We start from the raw sequence: 23,321 nt of genomic DNA, 5'->3' as shown, positions 1-23,321 counted from the left end.
CTACTTTATAAACTTTTTATATTATATACGCGCAAAAAAAAATAAAATGAATATATATACATGCCGATAATTTATTTTATCGCATATATATAAAAAGTTTTGAAAACAGCTTACCACCCTATCACTCTTACAGTGCTCTGGGAGGCTGAAAACGGCATAAGAAACAAACATAACACGCATATATACAGCGACTTACATCTGTGTGGTTACCCTTTGACAGAGCACTGCAGGCTTTAATCACTACTTGTAGCAAAAAACGCGAAAAAGGCCGAATCTTTTTTGAAATAAAAAAATAAAACCGAAAAATAAAATGTAAATATTTATTTTCAAAATCTTTTTCAAAACCGGAAAAAGATTTTCTGATATAGAACAATAAATATTACATAAAGAACAAAACATATACAACCTTACTACAAGGTGATTATACTTTCAATATGTAAAGATAAATTACCAAGAACGGAAGTGAAAACGATGAAGTTATGACAAGAGAACACAAAGCATATGGCCCTAACTACTCTAACTACCGAGAAACAAAAGCCTCCCCACGGGGGAGGTTTGGTGGGGCTCTTATAACTCATTTGTTTTTCTAACATAAACCGCTGAGTTTCGCAACAGAAAACAGTTAATTTTTAATTAAAAATCAGTTGAAAAATATATCAATAAAATAATTATTATAGATATGAAAGATTTTAATAGCTTACAGATTGCTGTGGCCGGAACAGGCTACGTAGGACTTAGTATCGCAACACTTTTAAGCCAGCACCATAAAGTAACTGCAGTTGACGTAATACCTGAAAAGGTAGAGAAAATAAACAACAAGATAAGTCCTATACAGGATGACTATATAGAAAAGTATCTCGCAGAAAAAGAACTTAATTTGACTGCAACGCTTGACGGTGCGGCAGCATATAAGGAAGCCGACTATGTGGTTATAGCAGCTCCGACAAACTATGACCCTGTGAAGAATTATTTCGACACAAGTCATGTAGAAGAGGTTATCGACCTTGTGCTTGATGTGAATCCTGATGCCACGATGGTGATAAAGAGCACCATACCTGTAGGCTATTGCCGAAGCCTTTATGTCAAGTATGCAGAGCGTTTCAAGAACGACGCAAAGCTGCAGGGCAAAAAGTTCAACCTGCTGTTCTCACCGGAGTTCCTGAGAGAGAGCAAGGCATTGTATGACAATCTTTATCCCAGCCGTATCATCGTAGGCTATCCGAAACATATCGCAGGACGCGATGACGAGAACGAGGCTATAATGGCCATTGCGGGCGATAATCTGGAAGAGAAGGCCAGGACCTTTGCCGAACTGCTGCAACAGGGTGCCATAAAGGAGAACATTGACACTCTGTTTATGGGACTCAAAGAGGCAGAGGCTGTAAAGCTGTTTGCCAACACATATCTGGCTCTGCGTGTAAGCTATTTCAACGAACTTGACACATACGCAGAGGTGAAAGGACTTGACACTCAGGCCATCATTCAGGGAATATGCCTTGATCCGCGAATCGGCACACACTATAACAACCCGAGCTTCGGCTACGGCGGCTATTGCCTGCCGAAAGACACGAAGCAGCTGTTGGCAAACTATGCAGACGTGCCTGAGAATCTGATACATGCCATTGTTGAAAGCAACCGCACACGTAAGGACTTCATTGCCGACCAGGTGTTGAAGATGGCTGGCACTTATGAGGCAAACGGCTGCTATGACGAATCCAAGGAAAAGGAAACCGTAATCGGTGTTTACCGCCTGACGATGAAGTCAAACAGCGACAACTTCCGCCAGAGTTCAATACAAGGCGTCATGAAGCGAATAAAGGCAAAGGGTGCGACGGTAATCGTCTACGAGCCAACGCTCGAAAGCGGCAGCACGTTCTTTGGCTCTAAGATTGTTAACGACATGGACGAATTCAAGTCGATGTCCAAGGCTATCATTGCCAACAGATACGACAGCTGTCTGGATGATGTAAAGGACAAGGTTTATACAAGAGATATATTTAGAAGAGACTAAGATTTTTGTTTGATGAAATTATATAGAAGAAGCTCTCAAGTAATAGACTTTGATTTCATAAATACAAAAATAAATATAGCGATAGAGCTAAACACTAATTAAAATTGCGTGTATTAATGTACTCTCTAGGTTTTTAATTAATCGTATGGATTTAAGTATAAAGAAATTAATAACAGGAGGAAACTCGCGTAGCGTAGCGGTAAAGAAAAATATTATAGGTTCATTCTTTGTTAAAGGCATAAGTATAATAGTATCTTTATTGTTGGTCCCGTTAACTTTAGGATATGTATCGTCTGAGATATATGGAATATGGTTAACAATATCTTCGATAATGGTTTGGCTTGGATTCTTTGATGTAGGTTTCACCTTGGGATTAAAAAACAAACTTGCTGAAGCTATAGCTTTAAACGACTGGAAACGTGGAAAGGCACTGGTCAGCACCACCTATTTTATGATGGTATTGATTTTCATACCATTATGTATAATATTGGAAATAATAATACCGCATATTAATTGGGCCAGTTTTTTAAATGTAAAAGAAGTATATAATGATGATATAATAAAAGCATTGTATGTTTTGTCAGCTTGTTTTTGTTTGCAGATGATAGTTAATGTTTTAACTGCAGTAATAGCGGCCTATCAGAAAGTTGCATTATCATCTTCATTTCCTGTTATAGGTAATATTTTATCATTAGTTGCTATTTTTATACTTACAAAAACATGTCCACCGTCATTAATGGCATTGGCATTCGCATTATCAATGATGCCTGTTATTATTGTGATTATAGCATCGCTAATACTTTATCATAAAAAATTTAATAAAGTTGCACCAAGTATAAAGGCGATTGAAAAAAAATATATAAAAGACCTGTTCAATCTTGGAGCAAGTTTTTTTATCATTCAGCTTCAAGTTGTAATACTTTTTCAGTGTACTAATATTTTAATTAGCAATATTTCTGGTCCTCAAGAAGTTACAGCTTATAATATATCTTACAAATACATAGGAATTGCAATGATGGCATACACAATAATATTATCTCCTTTATGGCCAGCCTTTACTGATGCATATACAAAACGAGATTTTAACTGGATGAGGTCTGTTTACAGAAAAATGACAAAAGTTTATTTGTTGTCTGTTGTTATTATGATAATAATGGTTGTGGTTTCTCCTATTGCTTATAGGATATGGATAGGGGATAAAGCAGATATTCCATTCTTGATGACATTGCTCGTAGCATTATATATGATGATTAATAATTGGGATTCATTACAGGTGAATCTAATTAATGGTATAGGAACTATAAAACTTCAATTGTATGTTACTCTTATAGGCTTAGTTTTACATATACCATTGTCTTTGTTATTGGGAAATTTCATTGGTGCGTATGGTGTCCTGTGTTCGATGATATTTATAAATATTATATATAGTATTTTCTTTACTATTCAGATTAATAAGATATTGAATCAAAAAGCTCATGGTTTATGGAAAAAATAAATAAAATTTTTGTGATAACGAATATAGTAACATTATTAATATTGGGCTATGTAGCAAAGAAAAGTGGTTATATACATAAATTGAAAATAAAAATGGGTATTTTATCCCCCCCCCGAAAAAGAGCCTGATTATTGGGCTGTAAAAGGTTGGGAAAATACTATAAAAAAATTAGACTATGATGCTGATATTGTTTTTTTGGGTAATTCAATAACATATTATGGTGCCTTTAACAAGGCTTTTCCTGATAAAAAAGTTGTAAATCTTGGATATCCGGGAGACAAAATAAACGGCATGATGAGGAGAATAGAAACTATAAAAGCAGTTTCCCCTGAAAAAGTTTTTGTTATGGCTGGAATTAACGGTTTAAAAGACATGGAGCTAAAGACGTTCTATGAAAAGTATAAATTATTGGTTGATTCTATTAAAAAGGCTGTACCCGATGCGGATATTTATTTACAAAGTATTTTGCCGGTAAATAGTTCTAGAAATACTGATTATGGAAGTAATGATAAAATAGCTGATGCCAATAAGCTGATAAAAAAGCTTGCAGTTAAACAACATTGTATGTTTGTTGATTTGTTTAGCTTATATGTAAAAAATAACGAAATGCCTATGTCCTTAACTAAAGATGGAATACATTTAAAAGATAGTGCATATAAGAGATGGTATGATAAACTTAAGAGTTTTGTCCAATGATGATATTTAATATAAAGAAAATTTTTGATTATATTTATTTGAAGCATAAATGGCGTAATATTTTGATTTTTTCTTATAACTCTATAATATCTAAAGATTCTATATTTGAAGGAGCAAACAAAATCGGATATAATACAGAGTTTAAAGGTTATATGGGTTATGGCTCATATATAGGAGAAGAAAGCAGATGTTATGGAAAAATTGGAAAGTTTACTTCTATAGGAGGAAGGTTTTGTACTGTTGTTGGTCGACATCCATATACGTATCCATTTGCAACGACATGCCCGATGTTTTTCTCTATTAGAAAACAAAATGGTTATACGTTTGCAAATAAGAATTTATATGACGAAATTCTTTATCAAGAAGAGCCATATTCTGTAGTGATAGGTTCTGATTGTTGGATTGGGTATGATGTTAAAGTAGTACAGGGTGTCAAGATTGGAGATGGTGCGATGGTTTTGACAGGTGCTGTTGTAACTAAAGACGTGCCTCCTTATGCAATAGTTGGTGGCGTACCAGCTAAAGTTATGAAATATCGTTTTGATGAAGAAACAATAAACTTTTTATTAGAATGTAAATGGTGGAATAATAAAATTGAATGGTTTAGTAAGAATTGGTTGTATTTATCAAATATTGAAAAACTGAAAAACTATTATAATAAATATTGATTGAATGAAAAATTATATTTTATATTTATATAGCTTTGGCTTTAAACTATTTTTTATAAAGACGTTATTACGCATATGCAAGAATAAAAGATTTAGAAAAGAAATTATAAAAATTAAACATTTTTATATTGAGAAATGGCTTTGTAAAGAAATAATAAATTATGATAATGATATAAATAACACTAATGAAGTTTCTCCATCAAATGAGTTATGGGTTTTCTGGGCTCAAGGATTTGACAATGCTCCTGAATTGATAAAATTATGTATTAATAGTATAAAAAGAAATTGCAATGATTGGAATTTTCATTTACTTTCATTATCTAACGTAAAAGAATATATCGATCTTCCATCATTTATCTGGAGAAAACTAAACAATACAAGTATTACATTAACAGAATTTTCTGATATTTTACGTTTTGCATTATTAAATAAGTATGGTGGATTATGGATTGATGCTACAACATTTGTTACAAAACAAATATCTATTTCAGATACATCAAAATATTGGACTACAAAATTATATGAAAAAGAAATAGAGTGTGTATCACATTGTAGGTGGAACATTGCTCTTATGTATATTCCAAAAGGAAATGAATATGCAAATTTTATTTATAAAGCTCTTATTACTTATTGGCAAAATCAAACAGTCTTAATAGATTATTTCCTTACAGATTATTTCACAGATATATCATTAAGGCAGATAGAGACTTTCAAAAATGAATTAGATAATGTAGAGTTTAATAATATAAATATATTTCATTTGGATTCAATATTAAATGAGCCTTGTAATAATAATGCTTTAGAAGTGTATTTGAAGAATAATCCTTATAATAAGTTACAAAGAAGAAGAAATTATATAAAATATCTAAATGGAAAGCTTACGAATTACGGATATTTAGTTGAACACTATTAAATAAAAATACAATGCTTGGTATCGCGTTACTGTTAATATCAATAATTCTGTATATAAATGGTAAAAAGAAATACAGTTTATTGATTTTTTTGTCATTTTGTAGTAGAGGCTTTGTCTTATTAACCGATAATATTATTGGTTTTAAAAATCAAGATGCTGCTTTATTATATTTTGTAATAATATTTTTATATTCTTATTTCAATGAAAAACATATAAAATATGTCCACAATATTAATATAGAAAAATGGCTAAAGATATTTCTTGTTTTTATGCTCTTTAATGTATTATTTTCTATGTTATTTTATCAATTAGATATAATACAAATTATTCAAGGAGGTAGACGGTATTTCATAATATTTGCATTTTTCTTTATAAGGAAAATAAAAAGTTCTGATTTAGAATGGATTTTAAAAAAAATAATTTATATCACACTTATAACATCTGTACTATATATCATACAATGTCAATCAGGTCTGCCTACTTTGCCTGATAGTGAACAAAATTATTCGAATGACAGTGTGGATGGTACATTTAGATATTATAATGCTCCACCATTCTTGGATATTTCATTATTCCTACTTATATTCTATTCAAAATATTTTAAAGGATGGAAAAATACAATTGTTATAGCAATAATGTTTGTTGCCTTATTATGTACACAAGGCAGAACTCAAATTGCAGGAACAATAATGGTTATACTGATTGGTTTATATCTAAATGGTTCTTACAAAAAAATAGTAAAATATGGGCTTTTAGGACTAATAGCAATTACACCTTTTATGCCTATATTAATGGAACGTTTTGAAAGCGATGATAAATCTACTGGAGGTGATTTACAAGCTATTATATCTGGAGATTTTATGAATGTTAATGGGCAATTTGCTGGAACTATGACATATAGATTTGCATTAGTATATGAACGAATGGCATATCTTGCAGACCGCTCTATAGGAGAACAGATTTTTGGTATGGGATTGTTGAGTGATCAACAAAAAGAATTAGTTCGTAAAATGTATCATTTTAATATAGGATTAAAGAATAGGGAAACAGGAGAGGTTGTTCAGTTATCAACTCCAGATATAGCCTATGGAAATCTAATATGTAGGTTGGGATTTGTAGGTATGGCCATATATCTTGTAATATGGGGAATAATGCTAGTTCAGGCATATAAAAACAGGAAGATTAATATGATTGTATTTTGCCTGTTCTTATATTTATTCAATTATATTTTTGGTTCATTTTCCGGAGCTACAATATCGTATACAGAAAATATAGTTTTACCAATGATGCTAATTGTATATATGGATAAAATGAAGTTGTTAAATAAAAGATGTGTCTATGAAAAGTAATGTAAAAGTATCAGTAATAACAGTGGTTTATAATGATGTAAAGAACATAGAGAAAACAATAAAAAATGTATTAAAGCAAACATATACAAATTTGGAGTATGTTGTTGTTGATGGAGCGAGCAAAGATGGTACATTAGATATTATAAAGAGATATGAAGGTAAGCTACGTTGGATAAGTGAACCAGATAAAGGCATTTATGATGCCATGCAGAAAGGTGCAAATACAGCAACAGGTGAGTGGATAATATTTCGTAATTGTGGCGATTATTTTATAACTCCCGATGCTATAGACAAAGTGTTTTCAGAATATAGAGATAATGGTGAGGACTTTATTTTATGTAATTCCCGTTATTTCAAAGATTATGGTTATAAAGACATGAAGCCTTCTATATTGCATCGTCACTACTTTGAGGCAATGCCTGTTAATCATCCGTCTACTTTTATTCGTAGAACATTACAATTAAAATATCCATTTCATTTAGAATATAAGAACAGTGCAGATTATTGTTTCTTTATTGAAGCATTTGAGAATGGAGCAAAATACAAATATATAGATACTTTAGTTGGTTTATTTGATAATAATGCTGGTGCATCAACAGATAGTTATGATCGTAGTATTCTTGAAAATATAGATATTTTATCAAAATTTTCTGCGCCAAAAGAAATTATCGATAGATTGAAAATTAATTACAAAAAATTAAAGATAAAAAATAGTATAAAGAAGTTTATGCCATTTTATTCAAAATATCATTCTTGGAATATGAATAAACAAGGGTGGACAAAGCAGGATTTATCAGAAACATTGAAGAATATTTAATATGTTACAGTATTTTGATAAATGGTACAGTCAAATCTCAACGAATTATCTTTTATTGAGAATTTTAAGATATGCAATCAGGGTTTCTGCTAATATATATGTGCGATATGCTTTGAGGGCAAAAACGGATAAGACTTATATTAGTGACGATACGCTAATTGTGTCTTTAACGTCATATCCAGCAAGAATATCTAAATTGTGGATGGTTATTGAAACATTATTAAATCAGAAACTCGTTGATAATTTTAAAGTAATATTATGGCTGTCTGAAAATCAGTTTCCGAAAGGTTTAGATTCATTGCCAAAATCGTTGACTAATTTGATTGAGAAAGGACTGGACATACGTTTTGTCAGTGATGATTTAAAGTCTCATAAAAAGTATTATTATGCTTTTAAAGAGTATCCTAACAACATAGTTGTAACTGTAGATGATGACGTTCTGTATTCTCCTATACTTTTAAGGACATTATTAGATGCTCACGATAAATATTCTGATTGTGTAATATGTAATAGAGGGATTAAAATTAATAAAGAAAAATCGTACAGAAATTGGGATAAGGTTGATAATTTTATGATTCCCGTGAGTAATATCATGCCAACAGGTATTGGAGGAGTACTTTATCCGCCACATTGTTATAACAACAATATTTTTAATATTGAGGCAATTAAATCAACGTGTATAAATGGTGATGATCTATGGCTGAATTTTATGTGTAGACTTAATGGCACGAAAGTAGTTCATACAGGAGCAAGGTTTGGCTTTATTACCGTGTTATCATCACAAGAAACAGCCTTATGTATAGAGAATGTTAATCATGATAAGAATGATATTCAGATTGATGCTATTACGAAATGGGCTAATAATAACTTACTTATAGATTTCTTTTAATAAATGATTTTATAATTTAACTTTCTTGGCAAAAGATGAAAAAAATAGTATTGTTACTTATTTGGTATGGTAAGTTTAGAAATTACTTTGAATTTTGGCTAAAAAGTATAGAATATAATCCATCAATTGATTTTATTCTTATTACAGATCAAACAAATATTATAAATACTCCTAAAAACTTAAAGATTATCAATATATCATTTGTTGATTTAGTCGATTATATACAATCTAAATTTGATTTTCCTATATGTATTCCAAAAGCTTATAAATTATGTGATTTCAGACCTGCGTTTGGATATATATTTGAAAAATACATAAATGAATATGATTTTTGGGGACATTGTGATGAAGATCTTATTTTCGGTGACATCAGAAAGTTTATCACAAATGATATATTAGACAAGTATGATAAAATTTTAAGACGTGGTCATTTTTCATTGTATAGAAACACAGATAAGGTAAATAGTTATTTTAAAAAAATACATCCTATTACGTATAAAAAAGTTTTTTCCTCTCCAGAAAGTTTTTGTTTTGATGAAACAAATGGAATAGGCGATTTTTGGTACAAGAATAATAGAGATACTTTTTATGATGTAATTCTTTTTGATGATATAGATTACTTAAAATACAATTTTCATACCGTCCATAAAAAGCAACAAGATAGAGGAAGACAGAAATTTATTTATGTTTTCAACAAAGGTAAATTGTTCAGAGTATTTATAGAAAATCAATGTTTAAAGAAAGAAGAAATTATGTATGTCCATTTTCAAAAAAGAATTCTAGAAATAAATATATATCCTGATGAATCATTTATAATTATACCCAATAAATTTTTATCGTATGAAAATAATATAAATATTTCTTTTTTAAAGAATGCTGTTAAGCATCATGCATTATATTTTCCATATTTTAAATTTAAGTATCAATCTTTATTAAGAAAAATAAATAAAATTAAATCATTGCTTTCCCATTAAAATTAATTATACTTATAAAATAAATATTGCTAATAAGATAAAAGCTTAATAAGCAGACATACTATTTTCATTCGCATAATAAGAAATATAGATAATATAAATTCAAATTGGCTTGACGTAATATTCTGATATACAACAGATTGAATTGCATTTTTGGTATTTAATACATAATTAATGCAAATAATAATGTATCAGACTATATGTCTTTTTATATTGCATTACTTATATAAGATGATTTTATAACTACTATCAATAATAGTAGAAACAATAATATAAAAATCATTTTTATCATACGATAAGTCACAAATCATGCCTTCGTTAAATATGATATTTATTTCGAATATGTTTTCAATTGAAAATTAATTTCAATATGCTGGATACAATTAAAACAAAGAATATTCACATTGTTATTTTCCGTACTTCAGGATCCTATATTGATTACAACACTTACAATTGTCAAGAACTAGGATTAGCTAAAGCCCTCATAAAAAAAGGATATAAGGTTTCATTGATTATGGGAGGACCAGAATCAAATCATATTAAATATGGAAATTGTAGTTGTAATTTAGATATATACTATCTAAAATATCATTCTATTAATCAATCTTTATGTATATTTAATGGTTGGAAGAAACTTTTGAATCTGTTAAAGCCTGATGTCATACAAATACATGAATTTGGCATGTATATGTCGTTTCTAGTTTCAAAATGGGCAAAGAATAACAATACACGATGTGTGTTGATACAAGGTAATTATAATACCACACAAAAACCTGTATTAAAGCAACTTGAGAAAATTTTTAATTGTACATTTGGAAAAAGTATATTAAAAAATGTTGATGCAATAGGATGTAAAACAGATGCTGCTGAAAGATATGTAAATAAATATAGCAATAAAAAAGTGGTAATTACTCCTATAGGATTGGATGAAAGCAAATTTAATAATTGTAGAATAGAAAATGATTTCAGACAAAAATATGGGCTGACAAATAAAAAACTTTTGCTATATATTGGGAAAATGGAATCAAGAAGAAATCCATTATTTCTATTAAAACTAATGAAACAGCTATCTGATGATTATTGCTTAGTTCTTGTTGGTGACGGGCCGTTATTTGAACAAATAAAATGCACAATAACGAATGACCACATTAATAATGTTATAGTTCTAGGTAAGAAAAATCAAGAAGATTTACCAACTCTTTATGCTTCTGCTGATTTGTTTCTTATAGCTTCTAGCTATGAAATATATGGAATGGTTATATTAGAATCAATGTATTTTGGATGTCCTGTATTATCAACGATGACAGCCGGTTCAGAAGTTTTAATAGAAAATAATAAAGATGGAATAATAATTGATGGTAACCTTGATGCTGATAAATGGATAAATAAGATACATGAACTTTTTACTACGCCAGAAATATTGAAAAACATGGGAAAAAATGCTTCGGATAAGATTAAAATGCAACTTGTTTGGGATGGAGCATGCCAAAATTTCATAAAAGTTTATGGATTTTTATCGTAGAATATTAAAAAAGATTTAAACGATAATCAAACAGATATTATTACAATAAATATAGTGCTTAATTTTATTTATCAATATTATGTGATTAAAAGAAATAAGTACTTTTTTTATTACCTATCACAATGAAAATCTTACTTTCCAATAAATTCTATTACCGCCGTGGCGGTGATTGCATATACATGCTCAACTTAGAGCAGCTGTTAAAGCAGCACGGTCATGAAGTGGCAGTGTTTGCTATGGAATATCCGGAAAATATAAGTACGCCATGGAGCAAATATTTTCCGCAGAACATGAGTAAGCTGATGGCGTTTACACGTCCGTTCGGCTCTAACGAGGTGAAGACGAAGTTTAACAGATTGTTGGACGATTTTAAGCCGGACGTAGTGCATCTAAACAACATACACACACAGCTGTCGCCTGTGATGGCGGAACTGGCGCATAAGCGGGGGATAAAGGTGGCATGGACTCTGCACGACTATAAGCTGCTGTGCCCAAGATATGACTGCCTGCGCAACGGCACCGATATATGTGAGCTGTGCTTCAACGGCGACAAGAGTAACTGCAAGACGTATAAGTGCATGAAAGGCTCTGCGCTGGCATCGATGATTGGATATAAAGAGGCCGTAAAATGGAACAGGGAGCGCCTGGAGGCATGCACGGATGTGTTTGTATGTCCCAGCCAGTTTATGGCAGAGAAAATGGCACAGGGAGGATTTGACAAGAAGAAGCTGATGACACTGTGCAACTTTATTGACGTGGACAAATGCAAGAAAGACGAATACGGCAAGGAAGACTATTATTGCTACGTGGGACGACTGAGCCACGAAAAGGGCGTGAACACGCTGATAGAGGCAGCAAAGAACCTGCCGTATAAGCTAAAAGTGATTGGAGGAGGACCGCTTGAAGAAGATTTAAAAATTAAGAGTGAAAAATTAAAAGCAAATGTTGAGTTCCTGGGCTATAAGCAGTGGGACGAGATAAAGAGCATTGTGGGTAAGGCGCGCTTCACGGTGATACCGTCAGAATGGTATGAGAATAACCCGCTGTCGGTGATTGAGGCGCAATGTCTGGGTACGCCGGTGCTGGGCGCATGTATAGGCGGAATACCTGAACTGATAGAAAACGGCGTAACAGGCATGACCTTTGAAAGCCGCAGCGTGGATGATCTGACAAACAAGATTGAAGCCATGTGGCAACATACATTCGACTATAAAGATATAGCCCTGACTTCACAAAAGAGATATAACAGCGAAAGCTATTATGAGAGGATAATGGAGGTATATAAGTGAATAGTGAAGAACGAAGAGGGAAGAAACAAAGTTCGACGTTAGTCAATCCAATAGCCAACGTAGTGCTTGCGACAAGAATCCACAAGAGTAATGTACCGGCGGATCTGCGCTCCGCCGGAATTGGGTATTAGGAACCAACGGTCAGCGTTAGCTAATTTCAATCCGCTTAAAATACCGCTAATTTAAGTGAAAAATGAAAAGTTAAAAATCCAATAGCCAACGTTAGCATAAAATTGCGATATAATGTGAAATAGAAAGTTAGCGGATTGAAAATTAGCTAACGCTGAACTTTGTTTCTTATACTTCTTACCGGCGGATTGAAAATCCCCCGGAACATTACCCAACGTAGTGTGTCTTACGAAAGTGAAAAGTTAAAAGTGAAAAACGAAAAATCCAATAGTCTTGTGGCTTCTACTTATAAGCACTACGTTTGCACATGGATTTTTCACTCTTCCCTCTTCGTTCTTCACTTAAATATGCTTCTAGCCAACTTGTTGGCGATAACTTCTTTAACTACAAATACTAATACAGAAATAGTCTTATAATTCTGCATCTTATTTAAATACAATATAAAGTAAAAAGATTATGGCAAACATGAATGTGCCGCGTCCTACAGACGCAAGTATTATTCTGACGTATCGATGCCCGATGCGTTGCGTGATGTGTAACATTTGGAAAAATCCTACTGATAAGAAAGAGGAATTAAAAGCCTCTGACCTTCGTTCGCTTCCCAAATTAAAATTCATAAACCTGACAGGTGGTGAACCTTTCATCCGTGAAGACCTGGATGAAATAGTTGAAGAGTGCTATAAGCATACTGACCGCATTGTGATATCTACGTCGGGATGGTTTCAGGATAGGGTAATAGCTTTGGCTAAGAAATTTCCGAACATCGGTATTCGCATATCTATTGAAGGACTTGCAGAAAAGAATGATGAGCTTAGAGGCCGTCAGGGAACTTTTGACAAAGCTATCAAGACATTAAAGACTCTTCAGAGTATGGGTTTGAAGGATATTGGCTTTGGCTGTACTGTGAGCAACTATAACTCTGGAGACATGCTCAAACTATATCAGCTCTCTCTGTCAATGGGACTGGAGTTTGCAACTGCGGCTTTCCACAATTCTTATTATTTCCATAAGGGGGATAACAAGATTACAAACCATGACGAGGTGTGCGGAAACTTCAGGAAACTCATCGACTGGCAGCTGAAGGAGAAAAGCCCGAAGAGCTGGTTCCGTGCATGGTTTAACATGGGACTGATAAACTATATTGAAGGTAACCGCCGCATGCTGCCATGTGAGGCCGGTACGGCTAACTTCTTTATTGACCCGTGGGGAGAGGTGATGCCGTGTAACGGACTGGAGACAAGAATGGACGACAAGAACGCCGGAAATAAGACAAAGCTGGACGGCGACGACATGACTGTGGCAGAATATAACGAGAAACTGGCTGCAGATCCTAACAACGTGTCGAACGACAAACTGAAACCGGCAGGAAGCGACACGCCGAAGAGCTGGAGCATGGGCAACATACACGATGCCGACTTTATGACTATATGGAACAGCGAACAGGCTGCCAGAGTGCGTGCAAAGGTGCGCAAATGCCCGAAGAACTGCTGGATGGTTGGCACGGCAAGTCCTGTGATGCACAAATATATAAAGTATCCGCTGAAGTGGGCTTTGAAGAACAAACTACGTTCAATGCAAGGCAAACCTGCCTGCTTAGACTTTAAATACTGCGAAGTAGGACAAGACCCGCAACAGGGAGACTTGGACTTTGACAGATAATAATTTAAGTGAAGAGCGAAGAACGAAGAGTGAAAAATTCAATTGTATTGTGAATATTATTCGTATAAGTTCTTTTTCTTCGTAAATAATATGTTGGCTATTGTTCTGATGGAGCATAAGTTCATTGGGACAATATGCCAACTCTTTTTGACGCCATAAGAAGTAATTAAAAACAGATTTAGACAATAAAGCAAGATCTATATATAAGAAAACATGAATACAAAGGAACATTACTCATCTTTAGACGGAATAAGAGCATATGCAGCAATAGGAATAGTATTGATGCACATATTGGCAAATATATCTGTAAAGCCATCTGAGAACTATTGTACGCAAACATTGATACCATTTTTTACAGATTTTACATTGTTATTTATGCTGGTAAGTGCATTTTCGATGTGTTGTGGATATTATCAAAGAATAAAAGAAGGCAGTATCTCACCAAATTCTTTTTACAAAAAAAGATATTTGAGAATATTGCCATTTTTCGCATTTTTATGTTTGTTAGATTTCTTGATTGAACCAAGCGTAGAAACATTTTATCAGGTATATGCAAATCTAACTTTATGTTTTGGACTTTTGCCTGCACATAATATCACGGTAATAGGTGTCGGTTGGTTTCTTGGTATAGTATTTTTGTTTTATTTATTATTTCCGTTCTTTGTGTTTATGCTTGACACTAAGAAACGGGCATGGGGCTCTTTTCTTGTTTCATTATTATTCGTAATAATAGCAATGAACGCAGAGTTTGTATCAGGTGGGGTTACTAGAGGAAATTTTATTTTCTGTGCTCCTTATTTCTTAGCAGGTGGACTAATTTATCTGTATAGACATGGAATCGTTGAATTTGCTAAAAGATATAATATTCTATGTGCAATTGTAACTATTTTACTCACTATATGTTATTTTGCATTTAAGCATCTATTTTCTGCCAATTTAGGATACATTGCAGAATTGTGCCTGTTTGCACTATGGATATTATTTGCGATAGGAACAAATACAAAGTTGTTAAGTAATCGGGTTCTGAAATATCTCAGTAATATCAGTATGGAAATATATTTATCACATATGTTAATATATAGAGTTATTGAAAAGGTTCATTTAGAAAAATACATTAGTCAAAATGATATTCTATATATTGTTACGTCAATATTAACAATATGTGGAGTTATTTGTTTTGCTCACATAATGAAATATTATGTGATGAATAAGGTTGAAAATAAACTTCTTCAAAAGAAGTAATTGTAAAATATTATCTAAAAACAATTTTGCAATTATTTGATTATCTTTCCTTTTGTTTCTGGCCAGATGAAAGGGGGCATGAAAAATTTATGTTGGCCATATTCTTCAATAGAAAGTGTTTTCATATTAGTTGTTAAATAATAAAGTATGATAACAAATAGAATTGTTTCATTAGATATAGCTAAAGCTATTTGTATAATTCTTGTAGTAGTTGGACATTACATCCCGGACAACTCTCCAGAATGGTATAAATTAATACATGACGTGATATATACATTTCACATGCCGTTGTTTATGTTCGCAAGCGGATACGTATATATTGCTACTAAAAAAGATATCGGATATGGTGATTTCCTAGTAAAGAAAATAAAAAGATTGATGATACCATATTTTACGACATCTGTCATAGTGATAAGCATAAAGATGTTGACACAAGGAAATATGAGCGTTGATAATCCTGTTACATGGACGTCATATTTTAAAATGTTTTATTTACCTGAAGCAGGCTATTTCTTGTGGTTTATATGGGCGTTATGGTGGATGTTCGTATTGTTACCGATATTTAAAACCCAAAGGAGCAGAACAATATTATTTTTAATCTGCTTAATTATTCATTACATACCTATGGCATTGCCTAAAGAGTTTTGTATAGCAGAATGTAAAAACATGATAGTATTTTTTACTTTAGGTGTATTTGCTTTTGAAAACGGCTTTATACATAAATTCTTAAAGGATTATTCAATAAACAAAGTTATTTTTGCAATAGTGGCTTTTGTTGTTTGTGAATATTTATATTTTTCAGACTTAAATTCAGATGTGCTGAAAACAACATTAAATATTCTACTGCCCTACATAGGAATATTCTTTGTAATTGAAATATCAAAACTTATCTGTAAATATCAAGAAGTGGGCAAAAATCATATTCTGATGATTGTGTCTATGTCGTCTTATATAATATATCTATTTCACACAACATTTGAAGGATTTGCAAAAGCTGTATTCAGAAAATTACCATTAGACAGCAATTTATGGTATGTATTTTTGCCTGAAGCGATTGTGGTTATAGCTGTAGGTGTAATCATTCCTATGTTGTTACATAGATATGTTTTAAAACGTTGGCAGCTTACACGTACATTATTTGGATTATAATGTTTATAAAAATATAAACGTATTTACTTTATCCTTCTGCCTCTAATCAACAGCCAAAGGGCGGAGAGGCACGAAAGAAGAATTATGCCGGCGTGTTGGGCTGATTCTTTTATATTGAGAAAAAACTTTGACATGGACTTTTGCTTATGACGAGGCAAAAGTAATGATTTATTTTTAATCCGGAAAATTTGATGAAAATTGTTGTTACCGGTACCCGTGGCATCCCTAATGTCATGGGCGGAGTGGAGACGCACTGTGAGGAACTGTTTCCGAGAATTGCAGCCATGGGCGAAGACGTAACGGTGATAAGGCGTAAAAGCTATGTCAGCGACGGCCTGAAAGAATGGAAAGGCGTAAAGCTGGTGGACATTGAGACACCGAAAAAGAAGTCGTTTGAAGCCATTATACATACGTACAGAGCCATAAACAAGGCGAAGAAACTGGGGGCAGACATACTGCACATACACGCCATAGGGCCGGCTCTGCTGGTGCCATACGCCAAGATGCTGGGCATGAAGGTGGTGTTTACGCATCACGGTCCTGACTACGACAGGGACAAATGGGGCAGGGCTGCCAAAGCGGTGCTGAAGCTGGGTGAGCGCATGGGGTGTATGTTTGCTGACGATGTAATAGTGATCAGCGACGTGATACGCAACCTGATTAAGGAGAAATACGGACGTACAAAGAACGTGCATCTGATATATAACGGCGTGTCGGAGCCTGAGGTGTGCGACTATCCCGAGTATTTTGAGGAACTGGGCATCAGGAAGGGACGCTACATATTGGGGATGTGCCGCTTTGTGCCGGAAAAGAACCTGCACCATCTGGTGGAAGCGTTCAGTAGAATTAAGAACGAAAAATTAAAAAGTAAAGACGGCGGTGACGATGACATAAAGCTGGTGCTGGCTGGTGACACAGACTTTGAGGACGACTACTCAAGGGGACTGAAAGAGATGGCGAGGAAGAACGGCGTGGTGCTGACGGGATTTGTGAAGGGCCGTAAGCTGCACTCGCTGCTGACTAACTGCATGTGCTACTGTCTGCCGTCGAGTCATGAGGGCCTGCCGATAGCGTTGCTTGAAGCGATGAGCTACGGCGTGAAGGTGATAGTGAGCGACATACCGGCAAACCTGGAGGTGGGCCTCGACAAAGACGACTACTTCCCGGTGGGCAACGTGGATGAGCTGGCGAAGAAACTGAAAGAGGTGATAAGCCGTGAGCCACAGCACATAGACTACGACATGGCAAAGTATGACTGGGACAAGATAGCGAAGGAGGTAAGAGGGGTATATTGTAATTTGGAGTTAAAGTAGTTAGAGGAGTTATCGCCAACAAGTTGGCTAGGAGTTAAAGTCAAATGTTTTGTGGATTCTTATCATAAATTCGCGTAGTGCTTGCGACAATAACCAACAAAGCTATTGTGCCGGCGGATCTGCGCTCCGCCGGAATTGAATATAAGGATTTATTTAATCCGATTACTTCCTATTTTGTTTTTAGGTAGTTAAAGTAGTTATAGTAGTTATCGCCAACGGAGTTGGCTAGGAGTTAGAGCCATATGCTAACGTAGTGCGTGCGATAATAATATGCAACGCACATGTAGTAGCTCCATAGGCCATAAGGCTGTTAATACAGTCTCCTGTTCACTATATTTATACATAAAGAGGTCATGCCATTACTCCTGACGGGGTAGTGGCATGACCTCTTTTGCGTTGTATGGCTAAGTGTCGAAATGGCACATGTCATTTGGAGTTAAAGGAGTTAAAGTAGTTATCGCTCACCTGGGTGAGTTAGTAGTTAGAGTCATATGCCATGTTGATTCTTATCGCAAGAACTACGTTTGCAATTGGATTTATCGTTTTTCACTTTTAACTTTTCACTTTCGTAAGACGCACTACGTTTGCTATTGTGCCGGCGGATCTGCGCTCCGCCGGAATTGAATATCAGGATCTCCTGATCCGATTAAAATACCACTTGTTTAAGTGAAGAACGAAGAGCAGGCGCTGAGTGCAAGCAGGCTTGCGCAATTAAAAATGAAAAATTAAAAGTGAAAAACGCCTGGCGGAAGTGAAGAGTTAAGAGTGAAAAATCCATGTGCATTGTTTGGTATTGTTATTGGTAGTTAGAGTAGTTAAAGTAGTTATCGCTCACCTGGGTGAGCTAGTAGTTAGAGTCATATGCCATGTTGATTCTTATCGCAAGAGCTACGTTGGCAATTGGATTTTTCGTTTTTTCACTTTTCGTTTTTCGCTTTTAACTTTTCACTTTTCACTTTTCATTGTTCACTTAAACAATCACTATGTTTGCATTTATTTCGTGCAAGTTTAATGGATTTCTGCATTAATTTCATGCAATTTTGGCGGAATTCTGCATTTATTTTGTGCAATTCCTGTAAAATACAGTATATTTGTCATGATATAAAATAGGATGGGTATGGAAAGGCTGTATGAATTTTTCTATAGAAAACTGAAAAATACTCCGGTGGAGTTTTTCAGATATAAATATAACCAGATAAAATGGGAAAGTAGAGCTTTCGGACTTGTCGGCCCACGAGGCGTAGGCAAGTCTACTATGCTGCTGCAATATATCAAACAGAATTTGGACACAAAAGATACGCTGTATGTATCGGCTGACAATCTTTATTTTGCAGAACACAAACTTGTTGACCTGGCTGACCGTTTTGTAAAGATGGGAGGCAAACACCTGTTTATCGACGAGATTCACAAATATGAAGGATGGTCGAGAGAGCTGAAACAGATTTATGACAGTTATGACGACTTGCAGATTGTGATCTCCGGCTCTTCGATACTTGACATTTATAAGGGCATGGCAGATCTTAGCAGACGTATGCCTATTTATGAGATGCAGGGGTTGTCGTTCAGAGAATATTTGCGCCTATTTCATAGTATAGACGTACCAGTTTACAGTCTGAAAGACATACTTACGCACAAAGCAGTGATTAGTGGTGTAGAACATCCCCTTCCACTTTTTCATGATTATCTTAAAAGAGGCTATTATCCGTTCGGACGCGACGCTGAATTTGAAATTGAGCTGATGCAGGTGATAAACCAGACGATGGAAATAGACATACCAATGCACATAAAGACCAACATATCTGTGGGCAGAAAACTGAAGAGTCTGATAATGGTTGTATCTAAAAGTGTTCCTTTTAAGCCTGTGATGCAGAAACTGGCTGATGTTACTGGTATCAGCAGAAATGACATTCCTGACTATCTGATATACATGGAACGTGCCGGAATGATAAGTCAGCTGCGTAATGCAACCGGAGGACTGAGAGGCCTAGGCAAAGTGGAGAAACTGTATCTTGACAACACGAACCTGATTTATACCCTTGCACCGGAACGTGCTGATATAGGAAACGTAAGAGAGACGTTCTTTATGAACCAGACAAGGGTATGTAACGACGTGAGAAGTTCTGACATCTCATATTTTGAGATAGACGGCAAGGTGTTTGAAATTGGAGGACGGAAAAAAGGACAAAAACAGATAGAAAGTGCAGACGACGGCTACATCGTGAAAGACGATATTGAAAGCGGATACGCAAACGTGATACCTCTCTGGGCTTTCGGACTTAACTACTAATGGTAATGGATTGTTTCCCTAGTGGCGCAATGTAGGGACGTACCCCAGGTGCGTCCACCTTTCATTTAGCATTTTTGTTATATCGTAAATCGTTGAAATACAGGGTTTTATCAGTTGGACACACCTGGGGTACGTCCCTACAATCAACCCTGAGTAATGCTGTTTAATTTTTACTTGTGCTTACAGCCTGCTCTTCACTTAAATAAGCACTACGTTTGCAATTGACTTTAACTCCTACAAAAAATCCACAATGCACATGAATTTTTACTTTTTAATTTTTCATTTTCGTGCGAAACAATTCGCACGAACTGCGTCTCGGCAATAAAAATAAAAAAATATGTTTTTTCATTTTGTATTGCTCTCGCCTTTCACTATCTTTGAATAAGATAGGATTCGGTTCGGAAATGTCAAAAATAAAAACTACGTTTTTTATTTGTCTTTTCACTCACCTTTCACTATCTTTGCATTTCTGTAATGTCCGGATAAGTTTTCGGGACTGTTAATAAATTGTTTTGGCACTATGAAAGAAATGTATTATGTATTCTGCAACCAGACATTGGTGACTGATGGGCAAGCCGGCAAAGGACGGCGGGCGTGGTGTGTGCTGAGACTTATCGCGGATGTACTGTGTGGCGTGGTGAAGCCCGGAGATGCTGGCTGCATGAAGGGCGGATGGCGCGTTGATATGGCGACAGGGCTCGCCGTAAGATTGAACAGAGATACTAACAATTAAATAACTAAACCATGCTTTATCCATTATTATTTAGAAACAACTTCTTTTCGAAAATATGGGGCGGAAGCCTGCTGAAGAAACTTAAGGGCATAGAAGACAATGACCCTACGCCTATAGGCGAGAGCTGGGAGATAAGTGCCGTGCCGGGCAAGGAGTCGGTAGTGGGCAACGGCTCACTGCAAGGACGCAAGCTTAACGAACTTGTGACGGAATATAAGGAAGAGCTGATAGGACGCACGGTGTATGACATGTACGGCGAGACGTTTCCGCTGCTGATAAAGTTTATCGACGCTGCGAAGGACTTGTCGATACAGGTGCATCCCAACGACGAGATGGCACGTAAATATCACGATTCGTTCGGCAAGACGGAGATGTGGTATATTATGGACACAAAGCCGGGAGCTAAGCTCTACAGCGGCTTTAAGAGTCTGATATCGAAATATGAATACGGCAAGCGCATAGAGGACGGCAGCATCTGTGACGTGCTGGCATCGCACGACGTGAAGGAGGGCGACGTGTTCTACATTCCGTCGGGACGCATCCATGCGATATGCAGCGGTACGCTGCTGGCTGAGGTGCAGCAGAGCTCTGACCTGACATACCGCATATTCGACTATAACCGTCCGGGACTTGACGGCAAGCCAAGGGCATTGCACACGGCGCTGGCATCGGAGGCGCTGGACTATAAGGTGGAGGACGACTACCGCACGCACTACACGCGCAAGATGAACTATCCGGTGCTGCTGGCGGAGAACAGGTTCTTTACGGTGAAGCTGCTGGAGGTGAACCGTGCCTTCCACAGAAAACTGTATAAGTATGACAGCTTCGTGGTGTATATGTGTCTTGAGGGCAGCAGCGACATCGTGATAAGGTCGTGGAAAGGCGAGGAGCCTGAGATAAAGCAGGTGCATCTGACAAAGGGCATGAGCTGCCTCGTGCCTGCCTGCGTTGCCGACATGGACGTTGTGCCGAACAACGAAGACCGCGTGTCGAAGCTGTTGGAGGTGTATATTGATAATAAGAACTACTGATTTAAGTGAAGAGTGAAGAGGGAAGAGTGAAGAGCAGGCGCGGAGCGCAAATAAAAATGAAAAATTAAAAGTGAAAAATCCATGTGATTTGTTGGTATTATCATTTGGAGTTAAAGTAGTTAAAGGAGTTATCGCCAACGGAGTTGGCTAGTAGTTAAAGCCAAATGCCTTGTTGATTCTATTCAATGTAATACAATTGACAATAATCGACGAAGCGCACGCACTACGTTTGCTATTGTGCCGGCGGATCTGCAATTGTCGTGCAAGTGAGAGCAGAAGCAAATTTCATTTGGTTATGCCGAGCGCAGCCGACAATCAATAGAATTAATCTGCCGGAATTGAATATAAGGATTTATTTAATCCGCTAACTTCCTATTTCACATTATATCACAATTTTATGCTAACATTGGCTATTGGATTTTTAACTTTTCATTTTTCACTTTTCACTTAAATTAGCGGTATTTTAAGCGGATCAGGAAATTAGCTGCGCTGAACTTCGTTTCTTATATTCAATTCCGGCAGATTGCAAATCAGCCGGCACATTAGCTTTGTTGGTTCTTGTTGCACGCACTACGTTAGCATTTGGATTCCTAATGACATGGTATTGTGCCGGCGGATCAGTGCTATTGTTTTTGGGAGTTAAAGTAGTTAGAGAAGTTATCGCTCACTAAGGTGAGCTAGGAGCATATTTAAGTGAAGAACTAAGAGTGAAGAGTGAAAAATCCAATTGCAAACGTAATGCTTACAAGTAGAAACCACAATACATTTGGATTTTTCGTTTTTCACTTTAACTTTTCACTTTCGTAAGACGCATTACGTTGCTATTGTGCCGGCGGATCTGTGCTCCGCCGGAATTGAATATAAGGATTTATTTAATCCGCTAAAAATACCCTTATGACATGGATGGTATGACGAACGGGGAGGGGATGCAAATTGTTATGTTATTATATGATGTTGACGGCTTTTCGGATGAAGAGCCGTTTATTTTTGTGTGATTATGGGGTGAGGAATGAGAAATGTGTCAGATGTGAGGGCGTGATGACGGGACATGATGCGCTGAAAAAAGACTAAAAATGTGAGGACTGATGGCGTCTGGCGGCATAAATGTATGATGAAAGATGAAATGGCGTATTGTAAGTAATCGTGGCTGTAAAC

The 23,321-nt window shown here is 35.5% G+C and carries 19 protein-coding genes; all 19 read left to right on the top strand.

What is annotated here, in order from left to right:
* Positions 1 to 679: 679 nt before the first annotated feature.
* The 19 genes from EJL04_RS07745 to EJL04_RS07660 all read left to right on the top strand — a co-directional run bounded on the left by EJL04_RS07745 (position 680) and on the right by EJL04_RS07660 (position 22,166).
* Positions 680 to 2,011 (top strand): nucleotide sugar dehydrogenase, encoded by a 1,332-nt coding sequence (locus tag EJL04_RS07745; RefSeq protein ID WP_125104591.1) that lies wholly within the window; start codon positions 680 to 682, stop codon positions 2,009 to 2,011.
* Positions 2,012 to 2,156: 145 nt separating this feature from the next.
* Complete coding sequence (locus tag EJL04_RS07740; RefSeq protein ID WP_125104590.1) at positions 2,157 to 3,506, top strand: oligosaccharide flippase family protein; 1,350 nt, start codon at positions 2,157 to 2,159, stop codon at positions 3,504 to 3,506.
* Positions 3,494 to 3,634: a hypothetical protein gene (locus tag EJL04_RS16350; protein WP_164511734.1), complete on the top strand. Its 141-nt coding sequence runs from the start codon at positions 3,494 to 3,496 to the stop codon at positions 3,632 to 3,634. The genes EJL04_RS07740 and EJL04_RS16350 overlap by 13 nt, the downstream gene beginning before the upstream one ends.
* A 67-nt stretch (positions 3,635 to 3,701) precedes the next feature.
* A complete protein-coding gene (locus EJL04_RS07735) occupies positions 3,702 to 4,202 on the top strand; it encodes a GDSL-type esterase/lipase family protein (RefSeq protein WP_164511733.1) in 501 nt (166 codons plus the stop codon).
* Positions 4,199 to 4,870, top strand: a complete 672-nt coding sequence (locus EJL04_RS07730) for a CatB-related O-acetyltransferase (protein WP_241209962.1) — start codon at positions 4,199 to 4,201, stop codon at positions 4,868 to 4,870. Before EJL04_RS07735 ends, EJL04_RS07730 begins: the two co-directional genes overlap by 4 nt.
* A gap of 4 nt (positions 4,871 to 4,874) precedes the next feature.
* A complete protein-coding gene (locus tag EJL04_RS07725) occupies positions 4,875 to 5,783 on the top strand; it encodes a capsular polysaccharide synthesis protein (RefSeq protein WP_125104588.1) in 909 nt (302 codons plus the stop codon).
* An 11-nt stretch (positions 5,784 to 5,794) separates the two neighbouring features.
* Positions 5,795 to 7,132, top strand: a complete 1,338-nt coding sequence (locus tag EJL04_RS07720; RefSeq protein WP_125104587.1) for an O-antigen polymerase — start codon at positions 5,795 to 5,797, stop codon at positions 7,130 to 7,132.
* Positions 7,122 to 7,949, top strand: coding sequence for a glycosyltransferase family 2 protein (locus EJL04_RS07715; RefSeq protein ID WP_125104586.1), 828 nt, complete (start codon positions 7,122 to 7,124; stop codon positions 7,947 to 7,949). The genes EJL04_RS07720 and EJL04_RS07715 overlap by 11 nt, the downstream gene beginning before the upstream one ends.
* 202 nt (positions 7,950 to 8,151) lie before the next feature.
* A complete protein-coding gene (locus EJL04_RS07710) occupies positions 8,152 to 8,838 on the top strand; it encodes a hypothetical protein (RefSeq protein WP_164511732.1) in 687 nt (228 codons plus the stop codon).
* A gap of 35 nt (positions 8,839 to 8,873) precedes the next feature.
* Positions 8,874 to 9,812 carry a DUF6625 family protein gene (locus tag EJL04_RS07705; protein WP_125104584.1) on the top strand — a complete coding sequence of 313 codons (939 nt, stop codon included), beginning with the start codon at positions 8,874 to 8,876 and terminating at the stop codon, positions 9,810 to 9,812.
* 370 nt (positions 9,813 to 10,182) lie between these two features.
* Complete coding sequence (locus EJL04_RS07700) at positions 10,183 to 11,334, top strand: glycosyltransferase family 4 protein (protein ID WP_125104583.1); 1,152 nt, start codon at positions 10,183 to 10,185, stop codon at positions 11,332 to 11,334.
* A gap of 122 nt (positions 11,335 to 11,456) precedes the next feature.
* Positions 11,457 to 12,623 carry a glycosyltransferase gene (locus tag EJL04_RS07695; protein WP_125104582.1) on the top strand — a complete coding sequence of 389 codons (1,167 nt, stop codon included), beginning with the start codon at positions 11,457 to 11,459 and terminating at the stop codon, positions 12,621 to 12,623.
* 585 nt (positions 12,624 to 13,208) lie between these two features.
* Positions 13,209 to 14,411, top strand: coding sequence for a radical SAM protein (locus tag EJL04_RS07690; RefSeq protein WP_125104581.1), 1,203 nt, complete (start codon positions 13,209 to 13,211; stop codon positions 14,409 to 14,411).
* 213 nt (positions 14,412 to 14,624) lie between these two features.
* Positions 14,625 to 15,653, top strand: coding sequence for an acyltransferase family protein (locus tag EJL04_RS07685; RefSeq protein WP_125104580.1), 1,029 nt, complete (start codon positions 14,625 to 14,627; stop codon positions 15,651 to 15,653).
* A gap of 147 nt (positions 15,654 to 15,800) precedes the next feature.
* The gene (locus tag EJL04_RS07680) at positions 15,801 to 16,802 is read left to right on the top strand and encodes an acyltransferase family protein (RefSeq protein WP_125104579.1); all 1,002 of its coding nucleotides are present in this window, start codon (positions 15,801 to 15,803) and stop codon (positions 16,800 to 16,802) included.
* A gap of 191 nt (positions 16,803 to 16,993) precedes the next feature.
* Positions 16,994 to 18,115 (top strand): glycosyltransferase family 4 protein, encoded by a 1,122-nt coding sequence (locus EJL04_RS07675; RefSeq protein ID WP_206429371.1) that lies wholly within the window; start codon positions 16,994 to 16,996, stop codon positions 18,113 to 18,115.
* 1,117 nt (positions 18,116 to 19,232) lie between these two features.
* Positions 19,233 to 20,402 carry an ATP-binding protein gene (locus tag EJL04_RS07670; RefSeq protein WP_125104577.1) on the top strand — a complete coding sequence of 390 codons (1,170 nt, stop codon included), beginning with the start codon at positions 19,233 to 19,235 and terminating at the stop codon, positions 20,400 to 20,402.
* Between the two features lie 520 nt (positions 20,403 to 20,922).
* Positions 20,923 to 21,135: a hypothetical protein gene (locus tag EJL04_RS07665; protein ID WP_125104576.1), complete on the top strand. Its 213-nt coding sequence runs from the start codon at positions 20,923 to 20,925 to the stop codon at positions 21,133 to 21,135.
* A gap of 11 nt (positions 21,136 to 21,146) precedes the next feature.
* Positions 21,147 to 22,166, top strand: coding sequence for a type I phosphomannose isomerase catalytic subunit (locus EJL04_RS07660; RefSeq protein WP_125104575.1), 1,020 nt, complete (start codon positions 21,147 to 21,149; stop codon positions 22,164 to 22,166).
* The last annotated feature ends 1,155 nt before the right edge of the window (positions 22,167 to 23,321 follow it).

The organism is Prevotella marseillensis (genome assembly GCF_900625065.1).
Lineage (GTDB): Bacteria > Bacteroidota > Bacteroidia > Bacteroidales > Bacteroidaceae > Prevotella > Prevotella rara.
Note: the sequence above shows the minus strand (reverse complement) of the source record. Positions and strands in the feature narration are given on the sequence as shown.

Excerpts from the sequence above, each read along its gene's own strand:
- EJL04_RS07685 (WP_125104580.1), top strand. The coding sequence starts at position 14,625 with ATGAATACAAAGGAACATTACTCATCTTTAGACGGAATAAGAGCATAT.
- EJL04_RS07715 (WP_125104586.1), top strand. The coding sequence starts at position 7,122 with ATGAAAAGTAATGTAAAAGTATCAGTAATAACAGTGGTTTATAATGAT.
- EJL04_RS07670 (WP_125104577.1), top strand. The coding sequence starts at position 19,233 with ATGGAAAGGCTGTATGAATTTTTCTATAGAAAACTGAAAAATACTCCG.
- EJL04_RS07720 (WP_125104587.1), top strand. The coding sequence starts at position 5,795 with ATGCTTGGTATCGCGTTACTGTTAATATCAATAATTCTGTATATAAAT.
- EJL04_RS07705 (WP_125104584.1), top strand. The coding sequence starts at position 8,874 with ATGAAAAAAATAGTATTGTTACTTATTTGGTATGGTAAGTTTAGAAAT.
- EJL04_RS07730 (WP_241209962.1), top strand. The coding sequence starts at position 4,199 with ATGATGATATTTAATATAAAGAAAATTTTTGATTATATTTATTTGAAG.
- EJL04_RS07740 (WP_125104590.1), top strand. The coding sequence starts at position 2,157 with ATGGATTTAAGTATAAAGAAATTAATAACAGGAGGAAACTCGCGTAGC.
- EJL04_RS07690 (WP_125104581.1), top strand. The coding sequence starts at position 13,209 with ATGGCAAACATGAATGTGCCGCGTCCTACAGACGCAAGTATTATTCTG.
- EJL04_RS07675 (WP_206429371.1), top strand. The coding sequence starts at position 16,994 with ATGAAAATTGTTGTTACCGGTACCCGTGGCATCCCTAATGTCATGGGC.
- EJL04_RS07665 (WP_125104576.1), top strand. The coding sequence starts at position 20,923 with ATGAAAGAAATGTATTATGTATTCTGCAACCAGACATTGGTGACTGAT.
- EJL04_RS07700 (WP_125104583.1), top strand. The coding sequence starts at position 10,183 with ATGCTGGATACAATTAAAACAAAGAATATTCACATTGTTATTTTCCGT.
- EJL04_RS07745 (WP_125104591.1), top strand. The coding sequence starts at position 680 with ATGAAAGATTTTAATAGCTTACAGATTGCTGTGGCCGGAACAGGCTAC.
- EJL04_RS07695 (WP_125104582.1), top strand. The coding sequence starts at position 11,457 with ATGAAAATCTTACTTTCCAATAAATTCTATTACCGCCGTGGCGGTGAT.
- EJL04_RS07710 (WP_164511732.1), top strand. The coding sequence starts at position 8,152 with ATGGTTATTGAAACATTATTAAATCAGAAACTCGTTGATAATTTTAAA.
- EJL04_RS07660 (WP_125104575.1), top strand. The coding sequence starts at position 21,147 with ATGCTTTATCCATTATTATTTAGAAACAACTTCTTTTCGAAAATATGG.
- EJL04_RS07680 (WP_125104579.1), top strand. The coding sequence starts at position 15,801 with ATGATAACAAATAGAATTGTTTCATTAGATATAGCTAAAGCTATTTGT.
- EJL04_RS16350 (WP_164511734.1), top strand. The coding sequence starts at position 3,494 with ATGGAAAAAATAAATAAAATTTTTGTGATAACGAATATAGTAACATTA.
- EJL04_RS07725 (WP_125104588.1), top strand. The coding sequence starts at position 4,875 with ATGAAAAATTATATTTTATATTTATATAGCTTTGGCTTTAAACTATTT.